The 23,448-nt window shown below is 34.8% G+C and carries 29 protein-coding genes, 1 pseudogene and 1 riboswitch; of the genes and pseudogenes, 27 read left to right on the forward strand and 3 right to left on the reverse strand.

Annotated features, from left to right (window positions below):
* Positions 1-60: 60 nt before the first annotated feature.
* The 6 genes and pseudogenes from COD11_RS25095 to COD11_RS27295 all read left to right on the forward strand — a co-directional run.
* Positions 61-474 carry a GNAT family N-acetyltransferase gene (locus tag COD11_RS25095; RefSeq protein WP_098799616.1) on the forward strand — a complete coding sequence of 138 codons (414 nt, stop codon included), beginning with the start codon at positions 61-63 and terminating at the stop codon, positions 472-474.
* Positions 475-580: 106 nt separating this feature from the next.
* Positions 581-1,006, forward strand: coding sequence for a 3-hydroxyacyl-ACP dehydratase FabZ (fabZ, locus tag COD11_RS25100; RefSeq protein ID WP_098799617.1), 426 nt, complete (start codon positions 581-583; stop codon positions 1,004-1,006).
* 3 nt (positions 1,007-1,009) lie between these two features.
* Entirely contained in the window at positions 1,010-1,579 is a 570-nt protein-coding gene (locus COD11_RS25105) for a histidine phosphatase family protein (RefSeq protein WP_098799618.1), read from the forward strand.
* Between the two features lie 72 nt (positions 1,580-1,651).
* The gene (locus tag COD11_RS25110) at positions 1,652-3,688 is read left to right on the forward strand and encodes a molybdopterin-containing oxidoreductase family protein (protein WP_098799619.1); all 2,037 of its coding nucleotides are present in this window, start codon (positions 1,652-1,654) and stop codon (positions 3,686-3,688) included.
* Between the two features lie 54 nt (positions 3,689-3,742).
* Complete coding sequence (locus COD11_RS25115) at positions 3,743-4,054, forward strand: DUF3892 domain-containing protein (protein WP_098799620.1); 312 nt, start codon at positions 3,743-3,745, stop codon at positions 4,052-4,054.
* A gap of 124 nt (positions 4,055-4,178) precedes the next feature.
* Positions 4,179-4,304, forward strand: a pseudogene (locus COD11_RS27295) (YjcZ family sporulation protein); the annotation flags it as partial.
* Positions 4,305-4,407: 103 nt separating this feature from the next.
* Here the strand turns inward: COD11_RS27295 and COD11_RS25125 are convergent.
* Positions 4,408-4,629, reverse strand: coding sequence for a hypothetical protein (locus tag COD11_RS25125; protein WP_098799621.1), 222 nt, complete (start codon positions 4,627-4,629; stop codon positions 4,408-4,410).
* A gap of 176 nt (positions 4,630-4,805) precedes the next feature.
* On the opposite strand from COD11_RS25125, the gene COD11_RS25130 reads away from it, so the two are divergent.
* A complete protein-coding gene (locus COD11_RS25130) occupies positions 4,806-5,024 on the forward strand; it encodes a spore germination protein (protein WP_098799622.1) in 219 nt (72 codons plus the stop codon).
* A gap of 118 nt (positions 5,025-5,142) precedes the next feature.
* On the opposite strand, the gene COD11_RS25135 is transcribed toward COD11_RS25130, so the two are convergent.
* Positions 5,143-5,583, reverse strand: coding sequence for a DUF2512 family protein (locus COD11_RS25135; protein WP_176551245.1), 441 nt, complete (start codon positions 5,581-5,583; stop codon positions 5,143-5,145).
* 156 nt (positions 5,584-5,739) lie between these two features.
* Between COD11_RS25135 and COD11_RS25140 the strand changes: the two genes are divergently transcribed.
* The 8 genes from COD11_RS25140 (at position 5,740) to COD11_RS25170 (ending at position 9,400) form a co-directional block, all read left to right on the forward strand.
* The gene (locus tag COD11_RS25140) at positions 5,740-5,943 is read left to right on the forward strand and encodes a hypothetical protein (RefSeq protein ID WP_098799624.1); all 204 of its coding nucleotides are present in this window, start codon (positions 5,740-5,742) and stop codon (positions 5,941-5,943) included.
* A gap of 13 nt (positions 5,944-5,956) precedes the next feature.
* Positions 5,957-6,256: a spore coat protein gene (locus COD11_RS25145; protein ID WP_098799625.1), complete on the forward strand. Its 300-nt coding sequence runs from the start codon at positions 5,957-5,959 to the stop codon at positions 6,254-6,256.
* Positions 6,257-6,452: 196 nt separating this feature from the next.
* Entirely contained in the window at positions 6,453-6,617 is a 165-nt protein-coding gene (locus COD11_RS27170; RefSeq protein WP_162987381.1) for a hypothetical protein, read from the forward strand.
* Between the two features lie 27 nt (positions 6,618-6,644).
* Positions 6,645-6,866 (forward strand): YozQ family protein, encoded by a 222-nt coding sequence (locus COD11_RS25150; RefSeq protein ID WP_098799626.1) that lies wholly within the window; start codon positions 6,645-6,647, stop codon positions 6,864-6,866.
* Positions 6,867-6,987: 121 nt separating this feature from the next.
* A complete protein-coding gene (locus COD11_RS25155; RefSeq protein WP_098799627.1) occupies positions 6,988-7,986 on the forward strand; it encodes a DUF3231 family protein in 999 nt (332 codons plus the stop codon).
* A gap of 120 nt (positions 7,987-8,106) precedes the next feature.
* Complete coding sequence (locus tag COD11_RS25160; protein ID WP_098799628.1) at positions 8,107-8,928, forward strand: SPL family radical SAM protein; 822 nt, start codon at positions 8,107-8,109, stop codon at positions 8,926-8,928.
* A 70-nt stretch (positions 8,929-8,998) separates the two neighbouring features.
* A complete protein-coding gene (locus tag COD11_RS25165; RefSeq protein ID WP_098799629.1) occupies positions 8,999-9,190 on the forward strand; it encodes a hypothetical protein in 192 nt (63 codons plus the stop codon).
* A gap of 12 nt (positions 9,191-9,202) precedes the next feature.
* Positions 9,203-9,400 (forward strand): hypothetical protein, encoded by a 198-nt coding sequence (locus tag COD11_RS25170; RefSeq protein WP_098799630.1) that lies wholly within the window; start codon positions 9,203-9,205, stop codon positions 9,398-9,400.
* 68 nt (positions 9,401-9,468) lie between these two features.
* Here the strand turns inward: COD11_RS25170 and COD11_RS25175 are convergent, their stop codons facing one another.
* The gene (locus tag COD11_RS25175) at positions 9,469-10,698 is read right to left on the reverse strand and encodes a sensor histidine kinase (RefSeq protein ID WP_098799631.1); all 1,230 of its coding nucleotides are present in this window, start codon (positions 10,696-10,698) and stop codon (positions 9,469-9,471) included.
* 232 nt (positions 10,699-10,930) lie between these two features.
* Between COD11_RS25175 and COD11_RS25180 the strand changes: the two genes are divergently transcribed.
* The 12 genes from COD11_RS25180 (at position 10,931) to COD11_RS25235 (ending at position 23,304) form a co-directional block, all read left to right on the forward strand.
* Positions 10,931-11,848: a manganese catalase gene (locus tag COD11_RS25180; RefSeq protein ID WP_098799632.1), complete on the forward strand. Its 918-nt coding sequence runs from the start codon at positions 10,931-10,933 to the stop codon at positions 11,846-11,848.
* 55 nt (positions 11,849-11,903) lie between these two features.
* Positions 11,904-12,071 carry a hypothetical protein gene (locus COD11_RS27175; protein ID WP_218012762.1) on the forward strand — a complete coding sequence of 56 codons (168 nt, stop codon included), beginning with the start codon at positions 11,904-11,906 and terminating at the stop codon, positions 12,069-12,071.
* A 105-nt stretch (positions 12,072-12,176) separates the two neighbouring features.
* A complete protein-coding gene (locus COD11_RS25185; protein ID WP_098799633.1) occupies positions 12,177-13,031 on the forward strand; it encodes a gamma-glutamylcyclotransferase family protein in 855 nt (284 codons plus the stop codon).
* Between the two features lie 248 nt (positions 13,032-13,279).
* Complete coding sequence (locus COD11_RS25190; protein WP_098799634.1) at positions 13,280-14,386, forward strand: HD-GYP domain-containing protein; 1,107 nt, start codon at positions 13,280-13,282, stop codon at positions 14,384-14,386.
* 1,033 nt (positions 14,387-15,419) lie between these two features.
* Complete coding sequence (locus COD11_RS25200; protein WP_098799636.1) at positions 15,420-16,649, forward strand: MFS transporter; 1,230 nt, start codon at positions 15,420-15,422, stop codon at positions 16,647-16,649.
* Positions 16,624-17,175, forward strand: coding sequence for a GNAT family N-acetyltransferase (locus COD11_RS25205; RefSeq protein ID WP_098799637.1), 552 nt, complete (start codon positions 16,624-16,626; stop codon positions 17,173-17,175). The genes COD11_RS25200 and COD11_RS25205 overlap by 26 nt, the downstream gene beginning before the upstream one ends.
* Positions 17,176-17,271: 96 nt before the next feature.
* Entirely contained in the window at positions 17,272-17,466 is a 195-nt protein-coding gene (locus COD11_RS25210) for a hypothetical protein (protein WP_247343350.1), read from the forward strand.
* A 355-nt stretch (positions 17,467-17,821) separates the two neighbouring features.
* Entirely contained in the window at positions 17,822-18,649 is an 828-nt protein-coding gene (locus tag COD11_RS25215; RefSeq protein WP_098799638.1) for a pentapeptide repeat-containing protein, read from the forward strand.
* Between the two features lie 132 nt (positions 18,650-18,781).
* Complete coding sequence (locus COD11_RS25220) at positions 18,782-19,642, forward strand: SDR family NAD(P)-dependent oxidoreductase (RefSeq protein WP_098799639.1); 861 nt, start codon at positions 18,782-18,784, stop codon at positions 19,640-19,642.
* 267 nt (positions 19,643-19,909) lie between these two features.
* A riboswitch (ZMP/ZTP riboswitch) is annotated at positions 19,910-19,988 on the forward strand.
* 139 nt (positions 19,989-20,127) lie between these two features.
* Positions 20,128-21,327 (forward strand): phosphoglycerate dehydrogenase, encoded by a 1,200-nt coding sequence (locus COD11_RS25225; protein ID WP_098799640.1) that lies wholly within the window; start codon positions 20,128-20,130, stop codon positions 21,325-21,327.
* A gap of 139 nt (positions 21,328-21,466) precedes the next feature.
* Positions 21,467-22,228 (forward strand): NRDE family protein, encoded by a 762-nt coding sequence (locus tag COD11_RS25230; protein WP_098799641.1) that lies wholly within the window; start codon positions 21,467-21,469, stop codon positions 22,226-22,228.
* Positions 22,229-22,302: 74 nt separating this feature from the next.
* Complete coding sequence (locus COD11_RS25235; protein ID WP_098799642.1) at positions 22,303-23,304, forward strand: LLM class flavin-dependent oxidoreductase; 1,002 nt, start codon at positions 22,303-22,305, stop codon at positions 23,302-23,304.
* Positions 23,305-23,448 lie beyond the last annotated feature (144 nt).

The raw sequence follows: 23,448 nt of genomic DNA on the forward strand, positions 1-23,448 counted from the left end.
GTTATATACTCACTGTTTGCTAGTTACATAACGATACAATGAATATAGAAGGTGAATAGAATGAGCCATCAATTTTCCGATCAACTTCCTTCCTTTGAACAATTCGTTTCTTTGCATGAAGCGAGTGGATTAATAAAAAGTAAAAAAGGTACGTATACGAGGGAACAATTATATCAAGCAGCTGAGAATAGCTGGTATCACATATCCATTTATGACCAAGACCAACTAATTGCATTTGGAAGAATGATCTCTGATGGTGTTTATCAAGCATTAATTTGTGATGTTATGGTTGATCCTTCTTATCAAAAACAAGGTTTAGGTAAAAAAATAATTGAAGCACTTTTACAAAAATGTAAAGACTCTGGTATACAATCTGTTCAGCTTTTTTCTGCAAAAGGAAAGCAGCAGTTTTATAAAAAATTAGGATTTGAAGAAAGAGAGCTAGATGCTCCTGGAATGTCACTTATAATATAGAAAACTCAGTGTATAAAGAAACACTGAGTTTTTTTTATAAAGTATTAGTACCAAGTTCTAATAACAAGTGTTAAAATGTTTACAAGCAAATTCAAGGAGGAATAAAATGGTAGATAATAATAAAATAAAAGAGATCATACAACATCGTTATCCTTTTTTATTGATAGATAAAGTGACAGAGATTGAAGAAGGTAAGAGTGCCGTTGGAATGAAAAATGTTACAGGAAATGAACCATTTTTCATGGGGCATTTTCCAGAATATCCGGTAATGCCGGGTGTATTAATAGTAGAAGCATTAGCGCAAATGAGTGCGGTTGCCATGTTAACGAAAGAAGGAAACGAAGGCCGGTTGGGGCTATTAGCGGGAATTGATAACTGCCGGTTCAAACATCAAGTAAAACCAGGAGATCAATTGAAGCTGGAAGTGGAAATTACGCGTGTAAAAGGTTCGATTGGAAAAGGAAGAGGAATTGCATCAGTGGATGGGAAAGTCGCTTGTGAAACAGAATTAATTTTTGCATTTGGTAAGTAAGCAATGGAGATAACATTAATCAGGCATGGACGCTCTCAGTTAGATGGTAAAAAAAGGATTACATTCCGAGAATTTTCAGATTGGGTGATCCAGTATGATTCACTTGGTGTGGTTGAAGAATCCTGTTTTCCGAATGAAGCACTAAAAAAAATAAACGAAGCAAATCTTGTTATCACAAGTGATTTAAAAAGATCGATTGATTCAGCATCCCTTTTAAGAAAAAGTGTAAAAACAATATCTAGTAGTCTTTTTCGTGAAATAGAATTACCTGTAACAACTAAAAGTTTCTCAAGCATTAAATTATCTTCAGATACATGGGCTGTTTTGTTCAGAATTTTGTGGTTTAGTGGCTATTCTTCTAACTGCGAATCCTATAACAGTGCCAAGGAACGAGCAGAAGTTGCAACCAATAAAATGATCGAACTTACATCTATACATAATAATGTTGTTTTAGTAGGACATGGCTTTTTTAATCGATTAATTGCGAAAGAGCTTAAAAACAAAGGCTGGAAAAGAGAAACAAAGATAACCTCTAAGCATTGGGGTACCACCACTTTTACAAATCATTTGTAATCTATCTAATCGTTTCAGAAAATTCTGTTATACTCAATATAACAATTTTGTATAACTGAAAGGATAGAAGATATGGAGACTTATAAAAACATAGAAAATGGGATCGTGCCTTCTGTTTGCTCACTTGATTGCCCTGATCAGTGCGGATTGCTTCTTCATAAAAAAGATGGTCGAATCAGGAAAATTGAAGGAGATCCGAACCATCCGGTAACAAAAGGAGCCATTTGTAATAAAGTTCGCCATATGGGAGAGAGAATCTATGATGTTAAAAGACTTCAATCTCCTCTTAAACGCGTAGGGAAAAAAGGAGAGGGGCGTTTCGAGACCATCACCTGGAAGGAAGCAATTGATACGATTGCTTCCAGGTGGAAGAATATTATTTCTGACGCAGGAGCTGAATCAATTTTACCATATAGTTTTTACGGAAATATGGGAAGAATTAATTCAGAAGGAATGGATCGACGTTTTTTCAATCGACTCGGTGCAAGTCAACTTGATAGAACAATATGTTCAGTAGCTGGCTCAAAGGGATATCGCTATACAATGGGCGGGAGCTATGGAACAGATCCTGAAGAGATGACAGATACTAAGTTATTTATTATGTGGGGAATCAATGCAGTTAGTACGAATATGCACCAAATGATGATTGCTCAAAAAGCAAGAAAAAAAGGTGCTAAAATCATTGTGATTGATGTTCATAAAAATCAAACAGGAAAAATGGCAGATTGGTTTATTCCTATATTACCAGGAACTGATGGAGCACTTGCACTAGGAATTATGCATATTCTTTATAAAGAAAATCTAGTGGATCGTCCTTTTTTAGAACAATATACGATTGGTTTTAATGAACTAGAGGAACATGTCCAACAATATGAACCTCAACTTGTTTCAAGTATTACAGGAGTTCCTGAAGAAGATATTTATTCATTAGCCCGTATGTATGGGGAAACCTCTCCATCGATGATTCGAATTGGAAATGGCCTGCAGCATCATGATAATGGTGGAATGATTGTTCGTACGATTTCATGCTTACCTGCTTTAACAGGTCAATGGAATGTAAAAGGTGGAGGTGCACTTAAAGGAAATTCAGCATTTCTAGCTTTTAACACAGATGCATTACAACGACCTGATTTATTAAAGCAAAATACGAGAACGATTAATATGAATTCATTAGGAAAAGAACTTTTAGAATTGAATTCTCCTATTCAATCTTTGTTTGTATACGGTACTAATCCAGCGGTTGTTGCACCAGATGCGAATAAAGTACGGAAGGGCTTAGAAAGAGAAGATTTGTTTACGGTAGTTCATGAGTTGTTTATAACAGAAACTGCCATGTATGCTGATATCGTTTTAACAGCAACTTCTGCCTTTGAGAACATTGATTTTTATACGTCCTATTGGCATCATTACATACATCTACATGAGCCAGTTATCCATCCTTTTGGTGAAAGTAAATCAAATACAGATGTTTTTCGAATGCTTGCTGAAGCGATGGAATTTGAAGAACGAGAATTTAAGGACAATGATGAGGAATTAATTAAACAATCGTTAATTCAAACAAACAATCCTTTTTTAAAGCATGTAACCTATGAAAAGCTAAAGAAAAAAAGGTATTTAAAAGCAAATAGAAATAGTCAATTGTTAGATAACTTAAAAACACCTTCAGGAAAAATCGAATTATTTTCTCAGCAAATGAAGGAAGAAGGTTATCCACCTTTACCTACTTATATCCCGATTTTACAGGAAAGTGATTTTCCATTTTTATTCGTACCAGGACCAAATCATAATTTCTTAAACTCTACATTTTCTCATCAAGATAAGCATATGAAGCTTGAGAAAACACCAAAGCTTTTCATCAATTCTCTTGATGCAACAAGACTTGGTATAAATGATGGTGATACTGTCCGAATTTGGAATCAGCGAGGTGAGTGTCAATTAACTGCTTCAGTTGGTGAACAAGTTTTACCGGGTGTTGTTGTAAGCCAGGGGTTATGGTCTGATTTGAATGGTAAAAATCATTTAGTAAATGCGTTAACTCCAGATCGTATTGCTGATATGGGGGGAGGGGCTGTGTTCTTTTCAGGTCGTGTGAAAGTAGAAAAGATGTAGAAGAAAGAATAAAATCACTTCAACTGGAAATAAGAAACATGAGGTGATTATGTGATGGATCGTTTTGAAGAAGTGTTTAATCAATACAAAAGTAAAGCAGATCAAGATGAAATTAATGCTGAAATATCAACTGATATGAAGACGAATCAAGAGAAAATCATTGCTGTAAGAAAAAACGATGATGGCGATTTAATCGCATTTCAAACAGAATCTGGTAGACAGTTAGACTATATGCAAGCACTTTCTGAGGCAAGAGATGGTAGGTTAGCACATGTTGATGTGTTTCATAAATATGGGCGTGACATTCTTCGTAGTGAGCCTGATGGTGATAAAACTAATAACTTAGATTCTTTGCCGGAATTCTAAAGTTAAACAAATATCCCTTATATAGGTATATATCTATTACAAAAGTAATCCTCCTAACATATTTATAAGTAAAACATTATCCAAAAAGATATGTTTTAGCATATAAAAAGGAGGAAATAACATGGGCTATGGTTGTAATTACGGATGTGGATATGGATATGCTCCAGTTGCTTCAGCAGGAGTAAATCCTTTTGTGTTGATTGTTGTTTTATTTATTCTTCTTATCATTGTAGGAGCAGCTTGGTGCTAAGAAGTAGAAAAAGGTTGCCCTGGCAACCTTTTTTATTATTTTGCTAAGTATAAGGAAAATTAGGTTTTCTTCAAAGGGGCTTGTCAATAAGCCAAGTTTTCTCTTATTCAAGAATCATTCCTTTTTGATAACCCCTCATAAAGCCTGATAAAACCTCTTCTACTGATTCATTTGCTTCAGGAATTTGGACAATTACCTCATTGCGACTTTCTACACTTGTGATTGAAATCGTTTCCATCCTGTTTATGTTAAGTTGTACTTTGAGATCATCTGCAACTTGGTTTGCTTGAAATTCATCTTGTATTAAGTAACGTATATTTCTCAATGATATACCCTCCATTATTACGAAGAAATTTGCTTCATCTTATGCTTTGTATAAAGTACCCATTTCATGTATGAAAAACTTTGTCTATCTTTTCATTGAGTAGGGACGTGTCCACAACAATATACATAAATTCCATACAATAGCGTAAAAGCTCTAACGAAAGGGGGGCTAGCTAAATGCCGTGTTTTATTAAAAATTTAAAAATTGATAGTGTTAGTGGTGGAGTGATTAATTTTGGTGATTCATATAGCATTTCTCCCAAAAGCATCGACAAAGCCATAACAGGATCAGGTGGTGGGGGAGTTGGGGACTATCAATTAGTTATGAATGGTCAGAGCATAACAAATGGTGTTGATCCAGAAGTTTTAGATCAAAATTTACTTGGTAATAATTAAAGTAGGTACCAGATTTTTAATAAATCCTCTTAAATCATCCTTCATTTTATTATATGCAGAACTGAAATTTGTGTTGCCTGTATATATTATGCAAAAAACCTAATCATTTCGATTAGGTTTAATCTTCCTTTATTTTATGATAATCTGGAGAAATTTCTTCCGATACTTCAGTAGTGTAACGTAAATTTCCTATATTCACATGGCTTTCTTTTTCGTATAAAACGTTTTTTCTCATATATCGATGGAAGACGCTCTCAAATAACGCAACACCAATTGCTGTGATAAGTGATGCGATAAATACATTCGTGGCATAGGTTGTGATCGTCGCTAGGTAAAACCATGTAAGTAACATTGCAATGGCAAAATCAGAAATTGTTGCAGTAAAGTTTGATGTTCTTGGTAAAAGCATTAAATCTCCAAGTATATAAGAAACTAAGCCTAAAATTAGAGTAAGTCCTAATATAACTGAAAGGGAATATTGAAATAACAAGCCAAGCACAACAAAAAGTAAAAGAAAAGAAACAACAGATTTTATCGCCAGAGCTTTTAAATGGTTCACGTTTTTTCTTCCTCCAATCTTTGCACTCTTAATATCTTCTTTATTGATATCCCTTATGTTAGAAATTGCATCCAAATTCACATCATTATGGATAATAATAAAATAAAGATAAATACTAACGTAAGAGAAGGATTTTAAAGTAGGAGTGACTTAAAAATGAAACAGCTAACAATGAAGGAATTATCTTTTATTGAAGATGAAATTAGAGCGGAAGAAATTACAGCAAAAACAATGAACTGGTGTGCTTCTCTTTGTGAAGATGAGAGCTTAAAAAAGTCATTAGAGCAAATGGCAGAGCTGCATCAGCTAAAAGTTGCAGACTTATCACAATACTTTAATCAATCAAAAATGATGCAATAAAGGAGATTTTACAATGCCTAACAATATAGAAGGACGAGGATTAACAGATCGTGAAATGGTACAACTTTGTTTGGAGCTAGAAAAAGGAAGATGTCGAAGCTTAGGAAGCACGATGTTGGAAACCACTCATAAGGAACTTCGGGACATCTATACTCAGTGCTTTGATAATGCTTCAAAAAATCATTATGAATTATATCAGTTAATGGATGAAAAAGGGTGGTATAAAACAGAACTTGCTACTGTAGATCAAATTAAGAATGTTCAGGAATATATGCAAAATAATTTACATCCTGATGATCAGTTTCAATCATAGTAAGTTTTCTTTACATATACGAAAAAAGAGCATTTCTGCTCTTTTTTTGTTGTTTAAGCCATCAATTTTAACATTGAAATGAATCTGAACACTAGGTAATTTAATTTTGTACATTGATTTTATTTCATTGGACATAATGAATTCAGAAGGTCCTTAAAGTGTATGTTAATAGAGTTAAGAGGAAAAGGAGATCATCATGAAAGAAAATAATAAACAGTTTCAACAAGATGCAGATCAATACAAAATGCCTCAAGCATTACAAGAACAACAAGACGTTACCTATAATGTAGGGTACGAGGCATCAACAGGAAATCAAACAAATCCAAATCATGATATATCAAAAAAAGAAAATCGTTCATAAAGATTTATAATAAAGGAGTGTATAGGAATGGCGGTTAATAAAGCAAACGAAAACACTAAAGATCTTGCAGGAAAGATTTATGATGTGAAAGACTATCAAGCAACTGATACTTTATCTGCTGGAATAGCGACAACACATGAACAAGCATCTGATGCATATATGGAAGGTGAGATACACCCTGTTATTGATGATGTAAATGGTAAAGATGTTGAAGTGAAAAAAGAAGGTTACGAAAAAGAATCACGATAAGAACAAAGGTGAGCCATTTTTTACGGCTTACCTTTTTACATATTCAGTTTTTCCGTAAAGTAAATACTTTTTACATGGCTGGTTAAAATACAAATAGTTATTAAAAACGGAGGTTATTAGAATGGAGTCACATCATGTTCGTTTAACAGCTTCTGAGATAGGTGGGCTTTGGACTAATTATGTATCAGATAGCATGTTTATCTGTGTGTATAAATATTTTTTAGCACATGTTGAAGACAAGGAAATTAAATCTGTTTTAGAGCATGCTTTAGATTTGGCTCAACAACATGTTTCAGTCGTTACAAAGATTTTTACAGAAGAGAAACATGCTATTCCTGAAGGATTTACTGAAAAAGATGTTGATATAAAAGCACCAAAATTGTTTACAGATGAATTTTTCCTTTTTTATACAAAACAAATGACAAAGGGAGCACTTGTTACTTATAGTGCTTTACTTCCACATACATTTCGAAATGATATAAGAGAACATTTTATGTCTTGCATCTCGTCGACAATGGAATTATTCAATGATACAACAAACATTATGTTGTCTAAAGGGCTGCAAGTGAGAACACCTTACATACCTTACTTAAAAGAAGTAGACATGGTTGAAAAGCAACGCTTTTTAGCAGGTTGGATTGGTGAGCAAAGACCTTTAACAGCGATGGAGATTACAAATTTTTATTCAAATTTACAAACAAACTTCCTTGGAGGTACTTTAGTTACAGCATTTGGACAGGTTGCTCGAACTGAAGATGTTCGAAGCTATATGAGAGAAGGAAAAAAATTAGCAAAAAAACATACAGAAATTATGAGTAACTACTTAAAACATGATGATCTTCCTGCTCCAACTCCATGGGATGCTTATGTGCTTGTGACAAAAGAACCTCCTTTTTCAGATAAATTGATGATGTTTCAAGTATCTATGATGTCTGCTGCGGGGATGGGGAATTATGGAACAGCTATTGCTGGGAGCCCGCGACGAGATATTGCAGCAGAATATTCGAAATTATTAGGTGAAGTTGGTTTATTTGCTGAGAATGGGGCAAGCATACTCATTAAACATAAGTGGATGGAACGTCCACCACATGCAGTTGATCGGAATGAATTGATGAAATAGTCAGGGTTGGAGATAAGATAAGATAGCGAAGGAAAGGGGCCCCTGGCTTCTTTTTTGTTATTCCTAACTTAAAAGTTATAAAATTTTCATAATTTTCAATAGTAAAATCGTGGTGAAATAATGAAACCTTCCATAAATTATAAAATACCTAAAAAAATATTAACATCTACAAGTGGATTTTTATATGGCTATACACATTCATTAAACCCTTATTCTGGTTGTGCCTTTGCATGCTCGTATTGTTATGTAAGACAAAGTCCTGTTGGGTTGTTTAGAAAACAAGAATGGGGAACATGGGTTGATGTAAAACAAGAATCTCATGATAAACTCTCTCGTGAAATCAAAAACTTAAGAAAAAGAGACAAACCTGTAACAATATTCATGTCTTCAAGTACTGATCCCTATCAGCCTGTTGAATATAAAGAACAAATTACAAGGGCTTTACTTGAGGCAATGGCTGAAATCCCACCAGATTTTTTATTTGTTCAAACAAGAAGTCCTTTAGTAACCAGAGATATAGATTTGTTTCACAAGCTGAAGGAGAAGCTAAGGATTAGCATAACAGTGGAAACAGACGATGATGATGTTCGCAAACGATTCACTCCGCAAGCACCACCAATACAAGCAAGATTAAAAGCTATTTCTCAGCTTAAAGAGGCTAATTTACCTGTTCAAGTAGCAGTTGCACCAGTACTGCCATTTTCAAATGAATTTCCAAAAATTCTTTCAAGCTTAGTAAGTCGAATTGTTGTTGATGATTACTCAGGTGATGGAAGCCAAGGTAAAAGAAGTGAGAGATTGAATGTAAGGGAATTGTACAAAACAGAAGAATTAGATACATGGTACGGAAAAAATACCTATCAAGTTGCAGTAGAAAAGTTAAAACAATCACTTTCTTCAGATCAAATATTAATTAGCCAAGAAGGCTTCATGCCTTATTAATGACGAATAGAAACCCTCTTGTTAGTTAAACTATGACAAGATGAAATTTCATAGAAAGAGGGGACAAGCTTTGCGAGCAAGTCGCAGAAATGAAAAACAAATTGATACAATCTATTGGTTTTCAATTATTGGCTTTTTATTTAGTGTTGTCTATACCATTGTGGTTATGACAAAAGGGTCTCAAGTAATCGATAAAATTGATTATATTTATAACCGCAACCAAAGAGAAGCAGAAAGAAAATGGCGAATGACTTTAAAATAGGAGTGGTACAAAATGAATCAGGAAAAACTACTTGCAGATGAATTAAGTAAAATGATTGAAGAAGATCAAATTCCTTTATCTATTGCAGAAGATATCCATGAAATTAGTGGAAGTTTACGCTCAGGTAATATGAGTTTAAATGACTTAAAAGGAAAAGATGAATTTATAGAAAAAGCTATAAATGAGGCTAAAAGTCGTTTACATATGTGAGTAATAACGCATACAGATAAAAGACAGGTTAGGCGTAGCATCTAAAATTAACATGACTACGCCACTGTCTATCTAGGAACAGCAATAGGGAATTTTATTGTAAACTTTGTTCCAACCCCTTGCTTGCTTTCAATTGAAATGCTTCCTTTCATCCCCTTTATAATACTAAACACAACCATCATTCCAAGTCCTGTTCCTTTTTCCTTTGTTGAAAAATATGGCTCCCCAATCCGATTGATTTGCTCTTGTGACATGCCAATTCCTGTATCAGATATTTCAATTAAAACGTGTTTATTTAAAATCGACGTATAGATGTTTAATGTCCCACCATCCGGCATAGCTTCTATACAGTTTTTCGTGATGTTTAAAAAACATTGCTGAAATTGTTGCTTGTTGCCCTGTATAACACATGTTACAAGATCAGATTCAATTACGACAGAGTTCATATTCGCATAAGAGAAGATAATGTCTTCAATATGTTTAAGATGAATGCCTATATCAAGTAACTCCCAATATGCAGGAGCCGGCTTTGCAAATGTTAAATAATCATTAATAATGTTTGAAGCAGTATCAAGCTCATCAATAGCAAGCTTAATATATTCATCTCTTTTCTCTTTTTCAATGGTGTCACTTTCTAACACAAGTTGTAAAAATCCTCTTGTAACAGTCAAGGGATTACGTACTTCATGAGAAACACTAGCAGCAAGTTGACTAACTACTTCTGATTTTTCAGTTTTAATAATTTTTTGCCTTAGAGAGATTGTTTCTCGAATGCTTTCAAATATATAACCAACAACAAATATGGCAACTGTTGGTGAGAATAACATCATTATTGTATGAATTGTGATTATTTCTTCTTTATTTGTGAACACAAATAAGAAAATGGTAAAAACGATCGTAACATAAACCATCGTCTCAAGTTTCTTTGAAATGTTTGAATTCAAGAAAGTGGGAGACATGAAACCGCACACTAACCCTAATACCCCATACATAATTAAAAAGGTAATGTATGTGTCAGTTACCCCATAAAAGAAGGTAAATACGACAACAATGACAATAAATAATATGGTTGAAGTAACAATTCCGCCATAAAGCCCTCCGATTATATAAGGAATAAGCTTTAAATCCTCAACAAATGAGCTTTCTAGGGGGAAAGGAATACAAAGCGTAATTGTTATGGCAGAAGCAATACCTATGACAATTTTATTTTGGTGATGACCCGTTTTTTCTGACCAAAGATGCTGAAGGAAGATTCCGACCAAAATAAAAAGTAAATTCAATAAAAATTCATTTAGCATATTACGACCTTGCTTTCATCTTTAATTTCAAACCTAAGCAATGTTTGTATTCGGCTAGTTAAATACAAAATCCTCTTATTTCGATAAAAATTAACAATCTTTACATAGAGAAAATTGCAATTGATTAAGTTAATGAAGTATTGGTTACAATTGGTCGTTATATCTTTTCTTACTATCCCCACACTAATAGTGTAAGTTGATTTAACAATACTTTCTTCAAGGGAGAGATTTCATGTTTTATCATGTAAAGGAACTGCAATATAACGCAAAACCAAGTCAACCGGACCCAGTATATGCAAAAAAATTACAAGAAATTCTTGGTGGACAATATGGGGAAATGTCAGTTATGATGCAGTACCTTTTCCAAGGCTGGAACTGTCGTGCTGAAGGAAAATACCGTGATATGATTTTGGATATTGCAACAGAAGAAATTGCCCATGTAGAAATGATCGCAACAATGATTGCCCAGCTCCTAGACGGTGCACCAGTACAAGATCAAGAACAGGGAGCAAAAGACCCTGCAGTTGAGGCTGTATTAGGTGGAATGAATCCTCAACACGCTATCGTAAATGGGCTTGGGGCACAACCAAATGACAGTGTCGGCTTCCCTTGGACAGCTCGTTACACAATTGCAAGTGGGAACTTATTAGCAGACTTCCGTGCAAATTTAAATGCGGAATCACAAGGTAGACTTCAGGTTTGTCGTTTATATGAAATGACAACAGACCCTGGGGTAAGAGATATGCTATCGTTCTTAATTGCACGTGATACGATGCACCAAAACCAGTGGATGGCAGCCATTGAAGAAATTGAACAAACACAAGGTGCAATTGTACCAAGTAACTTTAACCAAGAGTATGAGAAACAAGAGGTATCATACTCATTTATGAACTTTTCTGAAGGAGAAGACAGCAGCACTGGTAACTGGGCACATGGGCCAACATTAGATGGACAAGCGAATTTCGAATATATCCAACATCCAGAGCCAATGGGACAAAAGCCACAATTACAACCAGGGCCTGCTTATATGCATGGAACAAACCCTAAAGACATGCGTATTCAGCAAGGAATGGGAAAATTAGAACCAACTCAATCAGCAAATAACAATATCTTTTCAAAATCACAGCAACCACAAAATCAAAACTTCTAAAATAATGAACCCAAAGCATCTACCATGTTGGTAGGTGCTTTGGAATTTGAAAGGAATGAAAACTTTGGAAAAAGATCATTTTGGTGAAAACTTAAGTCTAGACGGTAAAAGAAAAGAGGAACACTTAGAAATAAGCTCTACAGGTTATGGATTAGAATCTGTAACTTCATCTGATCCAGCTAAATCAGAGGAAACGAAACAGTCAACTTGCGGAGGATTATAATAACAGGTTAATCTTATGAACATAAGAAAAGCAAGGTCCTCCTTAGATAGATTTTTCATGATACCATTGTAAGTAACGATGATATGCAGAGGAGGACATTTTCTTATGGAAAAAACATATAAGGTTTTTGTGTATGGTACACTCCGTGAACATGAATTCAATCATCATTTTCTAAATGGAGCAGTGTGTCTTGCAAGGCAATGCTGGACACTTGGCATTCTTTTCGATACAGGTTTAGGTTATCCAGCGATGATTACAGATAAAGTAAATGTAATATACGGGGAGTTATATGAAGTAAATGAAATTATATTAAAAAAGCTAGATTGGTTAGAGGGCTACGAAGCAGAAGGGATCGATAACGAATACGAACGTATAACCCAAACCATTTTTACTGATCATCACTCAGAACAAGCCATTGTATATAGTTACTTACATAATAAAGTAGAAAATCTGTCTATAATTAATGGTGGTGACTGGAAACGTCACTTATATACAAATAAATCTAAATTACTTTATTTTGCTTATGGTTCATGTATGGACAATGAAAGATTCAAGCTGGGAAAAGTAGATCACTTGTTTAAAAACATAGTCGGCTGTGGTCATGCCACAAACTTTTCTTTAGCTTATACCGTTCATTTTCAAGATGGAAGCCGCGCGGATATGATAGAAGCAGATGATATTGTTGAAGGAAAAGTATATGAAATTAATCAAGAGGCCTTATATTATTTGTATGAACGAGAAGGTGTAATGGCTAACATTTACCGCCCTGCATTTATTAATGTAGAAATAAATGGTATAGTACATAAAAATGTCCTTACATTTCTTGTTATGAATAAGAAGGAAGAAGTTGCACCACCTGAACATTATTCAAATGAAATACTACGAGGTGCTAAGGGATTTGTAAGTAGTGGTTATTATCGTAAGTTGGAAAATAAACTATTGACTTTAAAGCAGGAATAACATATTGATATTTTGATATAGTAATTAGCGATTGTTAACTTTTTTATTTTATTTCCTAAATATGATGATCACGAACTTTCATTGAAATATAAAGAAAAATTGACTATAATCGACAGTAAGAGACATTTAGTATGACAAGAAAAAGACATCAAGAAAAGAATTAATGTGCTGGTTGACCCGTACACATAGTGAAGACGCATTAATCCTAACTTTTTCAAGGAATACATGTGAGACAGGAGCAAGAAAGAATGCGTTTAGTTAGATTAGAGCGATGCTCATCAGGAATAAAGCTAGGAAAATCTATTTATAGTGAAAATGGCAAAATTCTACTAACAAAGGGAACTGAACTTACTGATAGCTTTATTAACAGACTTAAAAATCTTAATATTAATACAGTTTACATAGAAGATACAGCATCAGAAGGTATCGATATTATTGAATCTATACCAGTTGAACTATTAAATGAAGCAACGAATGTCATTACTGATGGATTAAATACAATCGCAGATATAAATATGACAAAACCCACTGTTAAGGGTATGATGGAAACAGAAAAAACGGTTAGAAATTTTCAACGAATATTCAAGGATATTTTGACGATCCTAACTGAAAACCCAACAGTCCTAAATCTGCTTGCTACCACAAAAATACATGAAAGTCATGTGTATACCCATAGTTTGAACGTAACAATTTATTCGTGTCAGCTTGCAATTAAAAACGGTCTTCAAACAAAAGAAATCGAGGAGATTGGTTTAGGAGCATTATTACATGATCTTGGAAAAATCTTTGTAAAACCTGAAGTGCTAAACAAACCTGGTCGATTAACACAAGAAGAGTTTGAACAAATGAAATCACATTCACAACTAGGTTTTGATATTTTAAGAAAAGTACATGAAGTACCTTTTGTTGTTGCACATTGTGCTCTTCAACATCATGAAAGAATTGATGGAGCGGGTTATCCAAGGGGACTGAAAGGAAACCAAATTCATCCCTATGCAAAAATTTTAAGTGTGGCTGATGTGTTCGACGCGGTAACAAGTCATAGAGTCTATCGCCCAGCTATGCTTCCACACCAGGGAATGGAGCTTTTGTATTCGGGAAGTGGCACGCAATTTGATACAGACCAATTGAAGTTATTTAAAAACTGCATTGCGATCTATCCACAAGGACTAACTGTTAAATTAAATGACGGAAGAACAGGAATTGTCACTAAATACAATTTCCATTCAGTGGGACGTCCGGAAATACGGATCATTCGTGACGAAGAAGACCAGGAAGTAGCACCATATGAAATTGACTTATCATCTTCAGGAAACCTTACGCTAGAAATCGTAGAAGCTGATGCGTTGTTATAATTTATAGAGTAGATGACCCATGCACTTGAAATTGGTGCTGGGTTATTTTTGTGAAGAGCGTTGTTTTCATATCGGGACAAGAACTGGTTGAAGCAAGCATGATGTGTCTCGATAGGAGGAGAATGGGGACAGATCCTGGTTGAGGCAATCATGATGTGTCTCGATAGGAGGAGAATGGGGACAGATCCTGGTTGAGGCAAGCATGTTGTGTCTCGATAGGAGGAGAATGGGGACAAGAACTGGTTGAGGCAATCATGGTGTGTCTCGATAGGAGGAGAATGGGGACAAGAACTGGTTGAAGCAAGTATGGTGTGTCTCGATAGAAGGAGAATCGGGACAAGAACTGGTTGAGGCAATCATGGTGTGTCTCGATAGGAGGAGAATGGGGACAGAACCTGGTTGAAGCAAGTATGGTGTGTCTCGATAGAAGGAGAATCGGGACAGAAAACGGTTGAAGTAAGCAAGATGTGTCTCGATACATGAGGAATCTGGACAGAACCTGGTTGAAGCAAACATGGTGTGTCTCGATTGAAGGAGAATCTGGACAGAAACTGGTTGAAGCAAGTATGGTGTGTCTCGATACATGAGAGATCTGGACAGAAAACGTGAGAAGCAAGTATGGTGTGTCTCGATAGAAGGAGAACTGAGACAGAAACGGTTGAAGCAAGCAAGATGTGTCTCGATAGAAGGAGAATGGGGACAGAACCTCGTTGAAGCAATCATGGTGTGTCTCGATACAACGGGAATCGGGACAGAAAACAGGCCATTAAAACAGAATGTGTCCCCAAAAACACCACTACCTTAACTAAATAAATTCGCTAAATTAACTCAACAATGGATTTTTTCCACAATAAAATAAAAAAATAACATCCGCTTCAACAACATATGCTAAAATTAGGAAAAAACATATTTCTTTATCGAAGTTACAAGGACTATATAAAAGTTACTCTTTAATCCATTCTAGAGATAACAGCTAAAAGTCAACACACTCACACTTTTTGAAACCGTTATCAAGAACGTAAGGGAGGTCCCTATGATATCACAAGAATGGAGGACATTGTTTTGGGTTGGACTTTCTGTCTTATTTGCCTTGAGCTTATGGTTTAGTGCATCATCTATAGCACCAGAGCTTATTCGCTTTTGGGATATTACCTCGCAATTAGAAGCATGGCTATCAGCTTCAGTACCTCTTGGCTTTGTTGTAGGAGCATTTTGTAGTGCTTATTTTGGTATGGCAGATCGCTTTCATTCTCGTAAAATCTTTGCTATCTCTGCACTAAGTGGTTCATTTTTTAATGGAATTCTCATCTTTGTTGACCAGGCTTTACTCGGAATTCTCTTAAGAGTTTTAACTGGTGTATGCCTTGCTGGTGTATATCCTATAGCTGTTAAAATATTATCTCAATGGTTCCCTAGGAAGCGTGGACTTGCTATTAGTATATTAATAGCTGCATTAACACTAGGTTCCTCTTTACCACATTTTGTGTTAATGTTTTTTTCATCATTTCAATGGCAGTTCGTACTCATCACGAGCTCTGTACTCTCCTTTCTTTCAGCAATTATTATCTATTTTATTGTAAAAGATCCAACAATAACTTCGACAAAAACTCCTTTTTCCATTACATTTATTCATCAAGTTGTAAAAAATAAACCTGTAATGCTAGCGAACTATGGGTATTTCGGGCATATGTGGGAATTGTATGCGATGTGGACATGGCTGCCAACATTCTTAGCTGCTAGTTTTTACAACAATTCACCTGGGGTTTCACCTTGGATTATCGCCTTTTCCACATTTCTATCTATTGGAATTGCAGGAGGAATTGGATGTGTTCTAGGAGGCATTATTTCTGATAAAATTGGAAGATCTAATCTTACAATGATCTCGATGATGATAAGTGCAATATGTTCTATTTTGATAGGTTTTACATATGGTCAGGTTATTTGGCTGACTCTTGCTGTATCATTTATTTGGGGGATGACTGTTATATCAGATTCAGCACAATTTTCAGCAGCTGTTTCTGAGGTATCAGATAGTAGTTATGTAGGAACAGCATTAACTTTTCAAATGTGTATTGGATTTCTAATTACTATATTTTCAATTAATCTTATTCCAGTTTTACAAAAAATTATGGGGTGGGAGTGGGTTTTCACACTATTAGCGATTGGACCGGTCCTTGGAATCGTATCTATGGCCAAGTTTAAATATTATGAGGTAACAGCAATCGGAGGAAATAAAAATGAAGATACAGCAACAAGAATTTGAACAAAATCAATTGAAGTATATGATTAGATCTGCAGAAGAACAAGATGCATTAGTCTTATCAGAACTGAGAGTCAAGATTGATGGTGAAACGGAAAATCTAGACAGAGAACCCGGTGAAGCATATATAGATGAAGCTGGTTTTAAACAGTTAATAAAAGAAGATACTGAAAAGCAATGCAACCTTTTTTTGGTCGTTGAAGTAAATAATAAAATTGTGGGTTTTTCACGATGTGAAGGAAGTGAGTTGAAGAGATTAGCTCATAAGGTGGAATTTGGAATTTGTGTATTAAAGGAATTTTGGGGATATGGTATTGGAAGGAATCTTTTAGACGAATCTCTAAAATGGGCTGATTCTACTGGTATCAGGAAAGTAACGCTTAGTGTTTTAGAAACCAATGTTACCGCCATAGAGCTTTACAAAAAATTCGGTTTTGAAGTAGAAGGCACACTAAAAAATGATAAGTTGCTTTCTGATGGACAATATTATCATACCATGATTATGGGAAGACTTTATGAAAAAATGTAATGAGTTTCAATAGTAATTTTTTTAGGGGATAGAAATGGAAAATATTACAATTAAACGGTATAATGGGTTAAGGTCTAAATGCTAGGAGGGGTTCCAATGCAGATGGGAGCATTTACTGTTTATCTTATATTAATCGCAGCCATTGTTCTTGATTTCTTTTGGCTTGATGTTGAACAAAAGAGATGGGGTTGGATGAAAAACTGGTCCAGGCTACATAAGGGTTTATTTTTCTCTGGATTTATTGCCGTAACTGCATGTATTTATGTTGGCTTAAGCTTGAATTATATGTAAAGAAAGCTCTCAATGTGATAGCTTTCTTTTTTTAAGTTAAGGAGGAACAATGGATCTTTTACTAAAAATTCTAGCCTATGTTGTATTTATTTTAGGATCCCTTTATTTTTTCTTTGGTAGAAGCAACCCTGAAAATAAGCAGAAAAGAAAGCATAGTAGATTTATCATGTTAGTAAGCATTGTGCCATTAAGCTACTACTATTGGTTCTCGAATTAAAGTAAAAAAAACGTTTATTAAGGATGGAAACATTTTTATTACAATATAGTGATAATCTATACATACGATTGTTATGATATGGTATTATTGCAAGGTAATTTTAGATATAACTAGGCTTTTTAAAGGGAAGTGTAATTCTTGTCTACGAAACTACTAAATAGTGAAAAATATAGCGCTGATTGTGTAAATTGTTTTGGGCTTTGTTGTGTGGCCTTACCTTATGCGAAATCAGCAGACTTTGCAAAAGATAAAGCTAGTGGATCTCCATGTGAAAATCTTCAAGAAGATTATCGCTGTAAAATTCATAAAAACTTAAGAAATACAGGATATCGCGGGTGTACAGTTTATGAATGCTTTGGGGCAGGACAGAAGGTTTCCCAAATATCATACAAAGGGAAAGATTGGCGTGAGCACCCAGCAATAGCAAAAGAAATGTACGATGTTTTTCCAATTATGCAGCAACTGCATGAAATGCTTTGTTACTTAACAGAAGCATTGCAGCGAGCAGAAGCTAAAGCAATTTATAAAGATCTAAGAGATATGATTGAGAAAACAGAGGCTCTCACTGCTCAAAATCCTAAGTCTATACTCGAGTTGAATCTCCATGTTCATAGAGCTGGTGTAAGTGAGTTACTACAAAAGGTAAGTGAGTTAGTTCGTTCACAAGTAAACAAAGCTGAAAAAAGACATGAAAAAAGAAGCGATTTTATAGGTGCAAAGTTAAGAAAAGCAAACCTAAAAGGAGCAAATTTAAGAGGAGCACTGCTAATTGCAGCTGATTTAAGAGAAGCTGATATGAGAGTAACTGACCTTCTTGGTGCAGATTTACGCGATGCTAACTTAAGTGGAGCAAATTTAATGGGATGTATTTTTCTAACGCAAGCTCAAGTAAATTCCGCTAATGGAAATCGTGATACGAGGTTACCACTTGGTTTAAAAACACCAGATCATTGGGTGGTGAAATAGTAATGTAATCACGATCTGCAATTTATATGATAATAATAATATTATGTTAACTAAAATATCATCTTCGTTATTTTACGATAATTAAGATGGAGTTTTATCAAAGACCTTTTGCCAAGTAAAAGGAGTGAACATATGGCTAGCAAAACATGCTTAATAACTGGTGGAAATTCGGGGATTGGAAAAGCTGCAGCCATTCAACTAGCAAAACATGGTTTGAAAATTATTATCGGTTGCAGAGATGAAAATAGGGGTTTGGTTGCATTAAAAGAAATTAAGGAGAAAAGTAATAGCAATTCTGTGGAATTATTACTACTAGATATGAGTTCTCAACGTTGTATTAGATCTGCAGTTAATAAATTAATATCTAATCACAGCCAAATCGACATTCTTATTCATAATGCAGCTGATTTTGATATTAGTAGAAAAGCACCTCAATATTCAGATGAAAACATTGAAACTGTTTGGGCAACAAATCACGTTGGACCTGTTTTGTTGACAGAATTATTACTAGATAAACTAAAACAAAGTGAACAAGGTCGAATTATTACAATTGCTTCACAAGGATTAGTTTTACACCCGTTTTTAAAAATCAATTTTGCTAATCCTGAATTTACCAATGAAAAATTCCGAGTTGAAACAGCGTATTATCAATCAAAACTTGCTCAGGTGATGTATACATATTGGCTTTCCGATAAGTTGAAAAACACAAAAATTACAGTGAATTGTATAAGAGTTACCAATGTGAAAATAGATATTGAACGTTACCCAAACTTATCTCAACTGATGAAACTTATGTATTCAATAAAAAGTAAGTTTTCCATCTCTCCAGATGAAATGGCTCAAACCTACTTATATTTAGCAACATCTCCTGAGTTACAATCAGTTACCGGAAAATACTTTGACGAAAAAAATAGACTAGTAACTTCATCAACGTTCAGCAAAGATAAACATCAGATTGAGAAATTAATGGAACTAACCGCTAAGTATATTTAATGACTCAAAATCTTGATCATTTTTACTAGAAGATTATTTGCTGTAACATGTTAAAAAATTTGGAGAAATAAGTCAGTATATGCGCTTACCCAGGAAATGATGCAATCTATAAAATGGTACAAGGGTAGAAATTAACGGCATTATTATGGAAACGTTTAATTTTTTAGTATGAAATAACAGAAAATAGTACTCAATAGTTTAAACAAGAATATTCTTAAAATAACTGTTGAAGTTCACGCTAACTGTGTTAAAATGTATTTAATTCAAAAGGCTATGTGTAACTGGCGAAACGCGGATAACCGTGAGGGAGCACATAGTGTCGAAGCCGTTCGCCTGGGCAAAGGTAAGGGAAATCTTCCCTTGCCTTTTTCTGTTTAATAGGAGAGGATAATTCGAGTAAACTATGTTATAATTCCATTATTCTATTAAAATGAAAATATTCATAAAATTTGAAAACTTACCTGATGAAAAGAGGAGATCGAAAGATGAGTACAACAACATTAGAAAAAGTAAAGACAATTAAAACGTTAAATAACATTGCAGAAGTTGGTTTAAATGTATTTAACAAAGGTAATTACACTATCGATAATAATAGTGAAAATCCTGATGCAATTGTTCTTCGCAGCTTTAACATGCATTCAATGGAATTTGCAAACAACTTAAAAGCTATTGCACGTGCAGGTGCGGGCGTAAACAATATTCCAGTTGATAAATGCACAGAGCAAGGTATTGTTGTATTCAATACTCCTGGTGCGAATGCAAATGCAGTAAAAGAAATGGTTCTAACTACGTTAATGGCTTCTTCACGTAATCTATTTGCAGGTGTTGAATGGACGAAAACATTAGATGGTGAAGGCGAACAAATTCCTAAGCTTGTCGAAGCGGGCAAAAAACAATTTGTTGGGAAAGAGATTAAAGGTAAAACGCTAGGAGTAATCGGTTTAGGCGCGATTGGTGCGCTTGTAGCTAATGATGCTCTTGGACTAGATATGGATGTTATCGGATTTGATCCATTCATTTCTGTAGATACTGCTTGGAATTTATCTCGTAAAGTTCAACGCGCAATGAGCCTTGAGCAACTTTTTGCTAACTCTGATTATATTACAGTACACGTTCCACTAACTAACGACACAAAAGGTATGTTTAATCAAGAAACATTCAGCATCATGAAACAAGGTGTTCATATTATGAACTTCTCACGTGGTGAGTTAGTGAACGAAGATGATATGAAGATAGCATTAGAAAGTGGAAAAGTAGGTAAATATGTAACAGACTTCCCTAATCAAAACATCTTAAAAATGACAAACGTTGTACCTATTCCACATCTAGGGGCATCTACAAAAGAATCTGAAGAAAATTGCGCGATTATGGCAGCACGTCAAGTGAAGGAATTCTTAGAAACAGGAAACATTCGTAACTCAGTTAACTTCCCGAATGCGTCTCTTCCATATACAGGAAAACGTCGTGTAGCAACTTTCCATAAAAACGTGCCAAATATGGTTGGCCAAATAACTCAAGCTATTTCAAGCTATAACTTGAACATTGCAGACATGGTAAACAGAAGCCGTGGTGAGTATGCGTACACAATGATTGATATTGACAACGAAGTAAATGGTGACATTATCCCTAAACTAGAAGAGAAAATCACTCAAATTGAAGGTATTGTGACAACTCGTTTAATCTAATAAAAGCTATTTTTATTAAAGGTTGCTGTTAAACAGCAGCCTTTTTGTGTTTGAAAAAGTCACTTTAGAGGAAGTAATGTTTGTTTTTTTGTAAAATATAAGCAATAAGACCACAATTGGTTGTAAGGAAGTGATATAAATGTGCTTAATTAATTTTGCTTACAAAATAGATCCTGTTTATCGTCTAATACTTTCTGCAAATCGAGATGAATTTTATAAACGATCTACAGCGCAAGCTGGGTTTTGGGAAGATGCCCCATATATTTTAGCTGGAAGAGACTTAGAAAAAATGGGAACATGGATGGGAGTTACAAAAAACGGTCGTTTTGCAGCACTTACGAATTACAGAGAACCGGTAAAAGAAAATAAACAGCTACGATCTCGGGGGGAACTAGTGAGCAAATTTCTGCAATTCAATGAAAATCCCAAGGACTACTTGGATAACATTCAAGAAAATCGTGAACATTATCCAGGATTTAATTTACTTGTTGGAAATCAAGATGCACTTTACTATTATTCAAACGTAGAAAATGAAATAAAATTACTTCAACCGGGTTTGTATGGATTAAGTAATTCTTTACTTGATACACCATGGCCGAAAGTTCGTAAAGGGAAGGAAGGTTTACAAAGTTGCTTAAATCAAGCAGGTGAAAAATTGACAGAGTGTTTGTTTTCAAGCCTACAATATGCAGATCCAGCTGCCGATTCAGAATTACCAAGTACAGGTGTATCTATCGAATGGGAGCGAAAGTTATCTCCATTATTTATAAGAACACCGGATTATGGTACAAGATCTTCGACAGTACTTTACATGAAGAATGAGGAAGTTAAATTTGTTGAAAGGACATATATTGGGGGTCAGGTCAAGGAAAAAGACTTCGAATTTCAAATTGAAAAGTAGTAAGCATAAAATTTTTTTTCTTCGATTTAAATTGGTACGATAGTAAAGAACTTGATGAAGAAAGGACAATTACTATGTCAAATATACAAATACCTGTTTCTGTTTTGAATTTGGTGCCTATTCGCAAAGGACAGGAAGCTAAAGATGCAATCGATTCGATGGTTGATTTAGCGCAGGCAACAGAAAAAATGGGTTACTCACGATATTGGATTGCAGAGCATCATAATACATCAACACTTGTTAGTTCTGCTACATCCATTTTAATTAAACATACTCTAGAAAACACGGAAAGAATTCGTGTAGGATCGGGAGGAATTATGCTACCGAACCATTCTCCACTGGTTGTTGCTGAACAATTTGGAACAATGGCTACTATTTATCCAAACCGTCTCGATTTAGGTTTAGGTCGTGCACCAGGCACAGATATGATGACAGCAAGTGCACTAAGACGATCACAAAACGATTCAGTTTATACGTTTCCGGAAGATGTTAACTCATTACTTACTTATTTTGGTCCGGTGGAGCGCCAAGATTATGTGAAAGCACATCCAGGAGTTGGGACAAACATTCCTATTTATATTCTTGGTTCTTCAACAGATTCTGCATACTTAGCAGCTAAACTAGGCTTACCATATGTATTTGCTTCACATTTTGCTCCACGTTACATGGAGGAAGCCATTTCCATATATCGAGCAAGATTCCAGCCGTCTGAATATTTAGATAAACCTTATATGATGGTATGTCTAAATGTGATTGCAGCTGAAAGTGACGAAGAGGCAAGAAGAGAACAAACTTCCATGCAGCAATTTTTCTTAAATGTTGTCCGCGGAACGCAGAATCCATTACTACCACCAGTAGAAAGTATGGAAGACTTATGGCAGCCTCATGAAAGAGAAATGGCTACATCTATGTCCAGTGTCACGTTGCTTGGTAGTAAGGATTCAATTCGTCAACAACTAACAAACTTTCAAGAAAAATATAATGTTGATGAAATCATGGCTGTTTCCTATATCTATGATCAAGACAAACAAAAACGTTCGTATGAGATTTTAAAAGAAGTGGTAGATGGTAAGTAAGAAATGTGAAATAAACTAGGATGATAAGAAATAGGGATGGTCCTTGGCCATTCCTATTTTTCTGCTTTAAATAATAAATTTAATGTTGTTGAACAAGATATTTAAGTTTAGAAATAATGTTAAAGGAGAGAAGGTTAATTTACT

Source organism: Bacillus sp. AFS040349 (genome assembly GCF_002577655.1).
GTDB lineage: Bacteria > Bacillota > Bacilli > Bacillales > Bacillaceae > Metabacillus.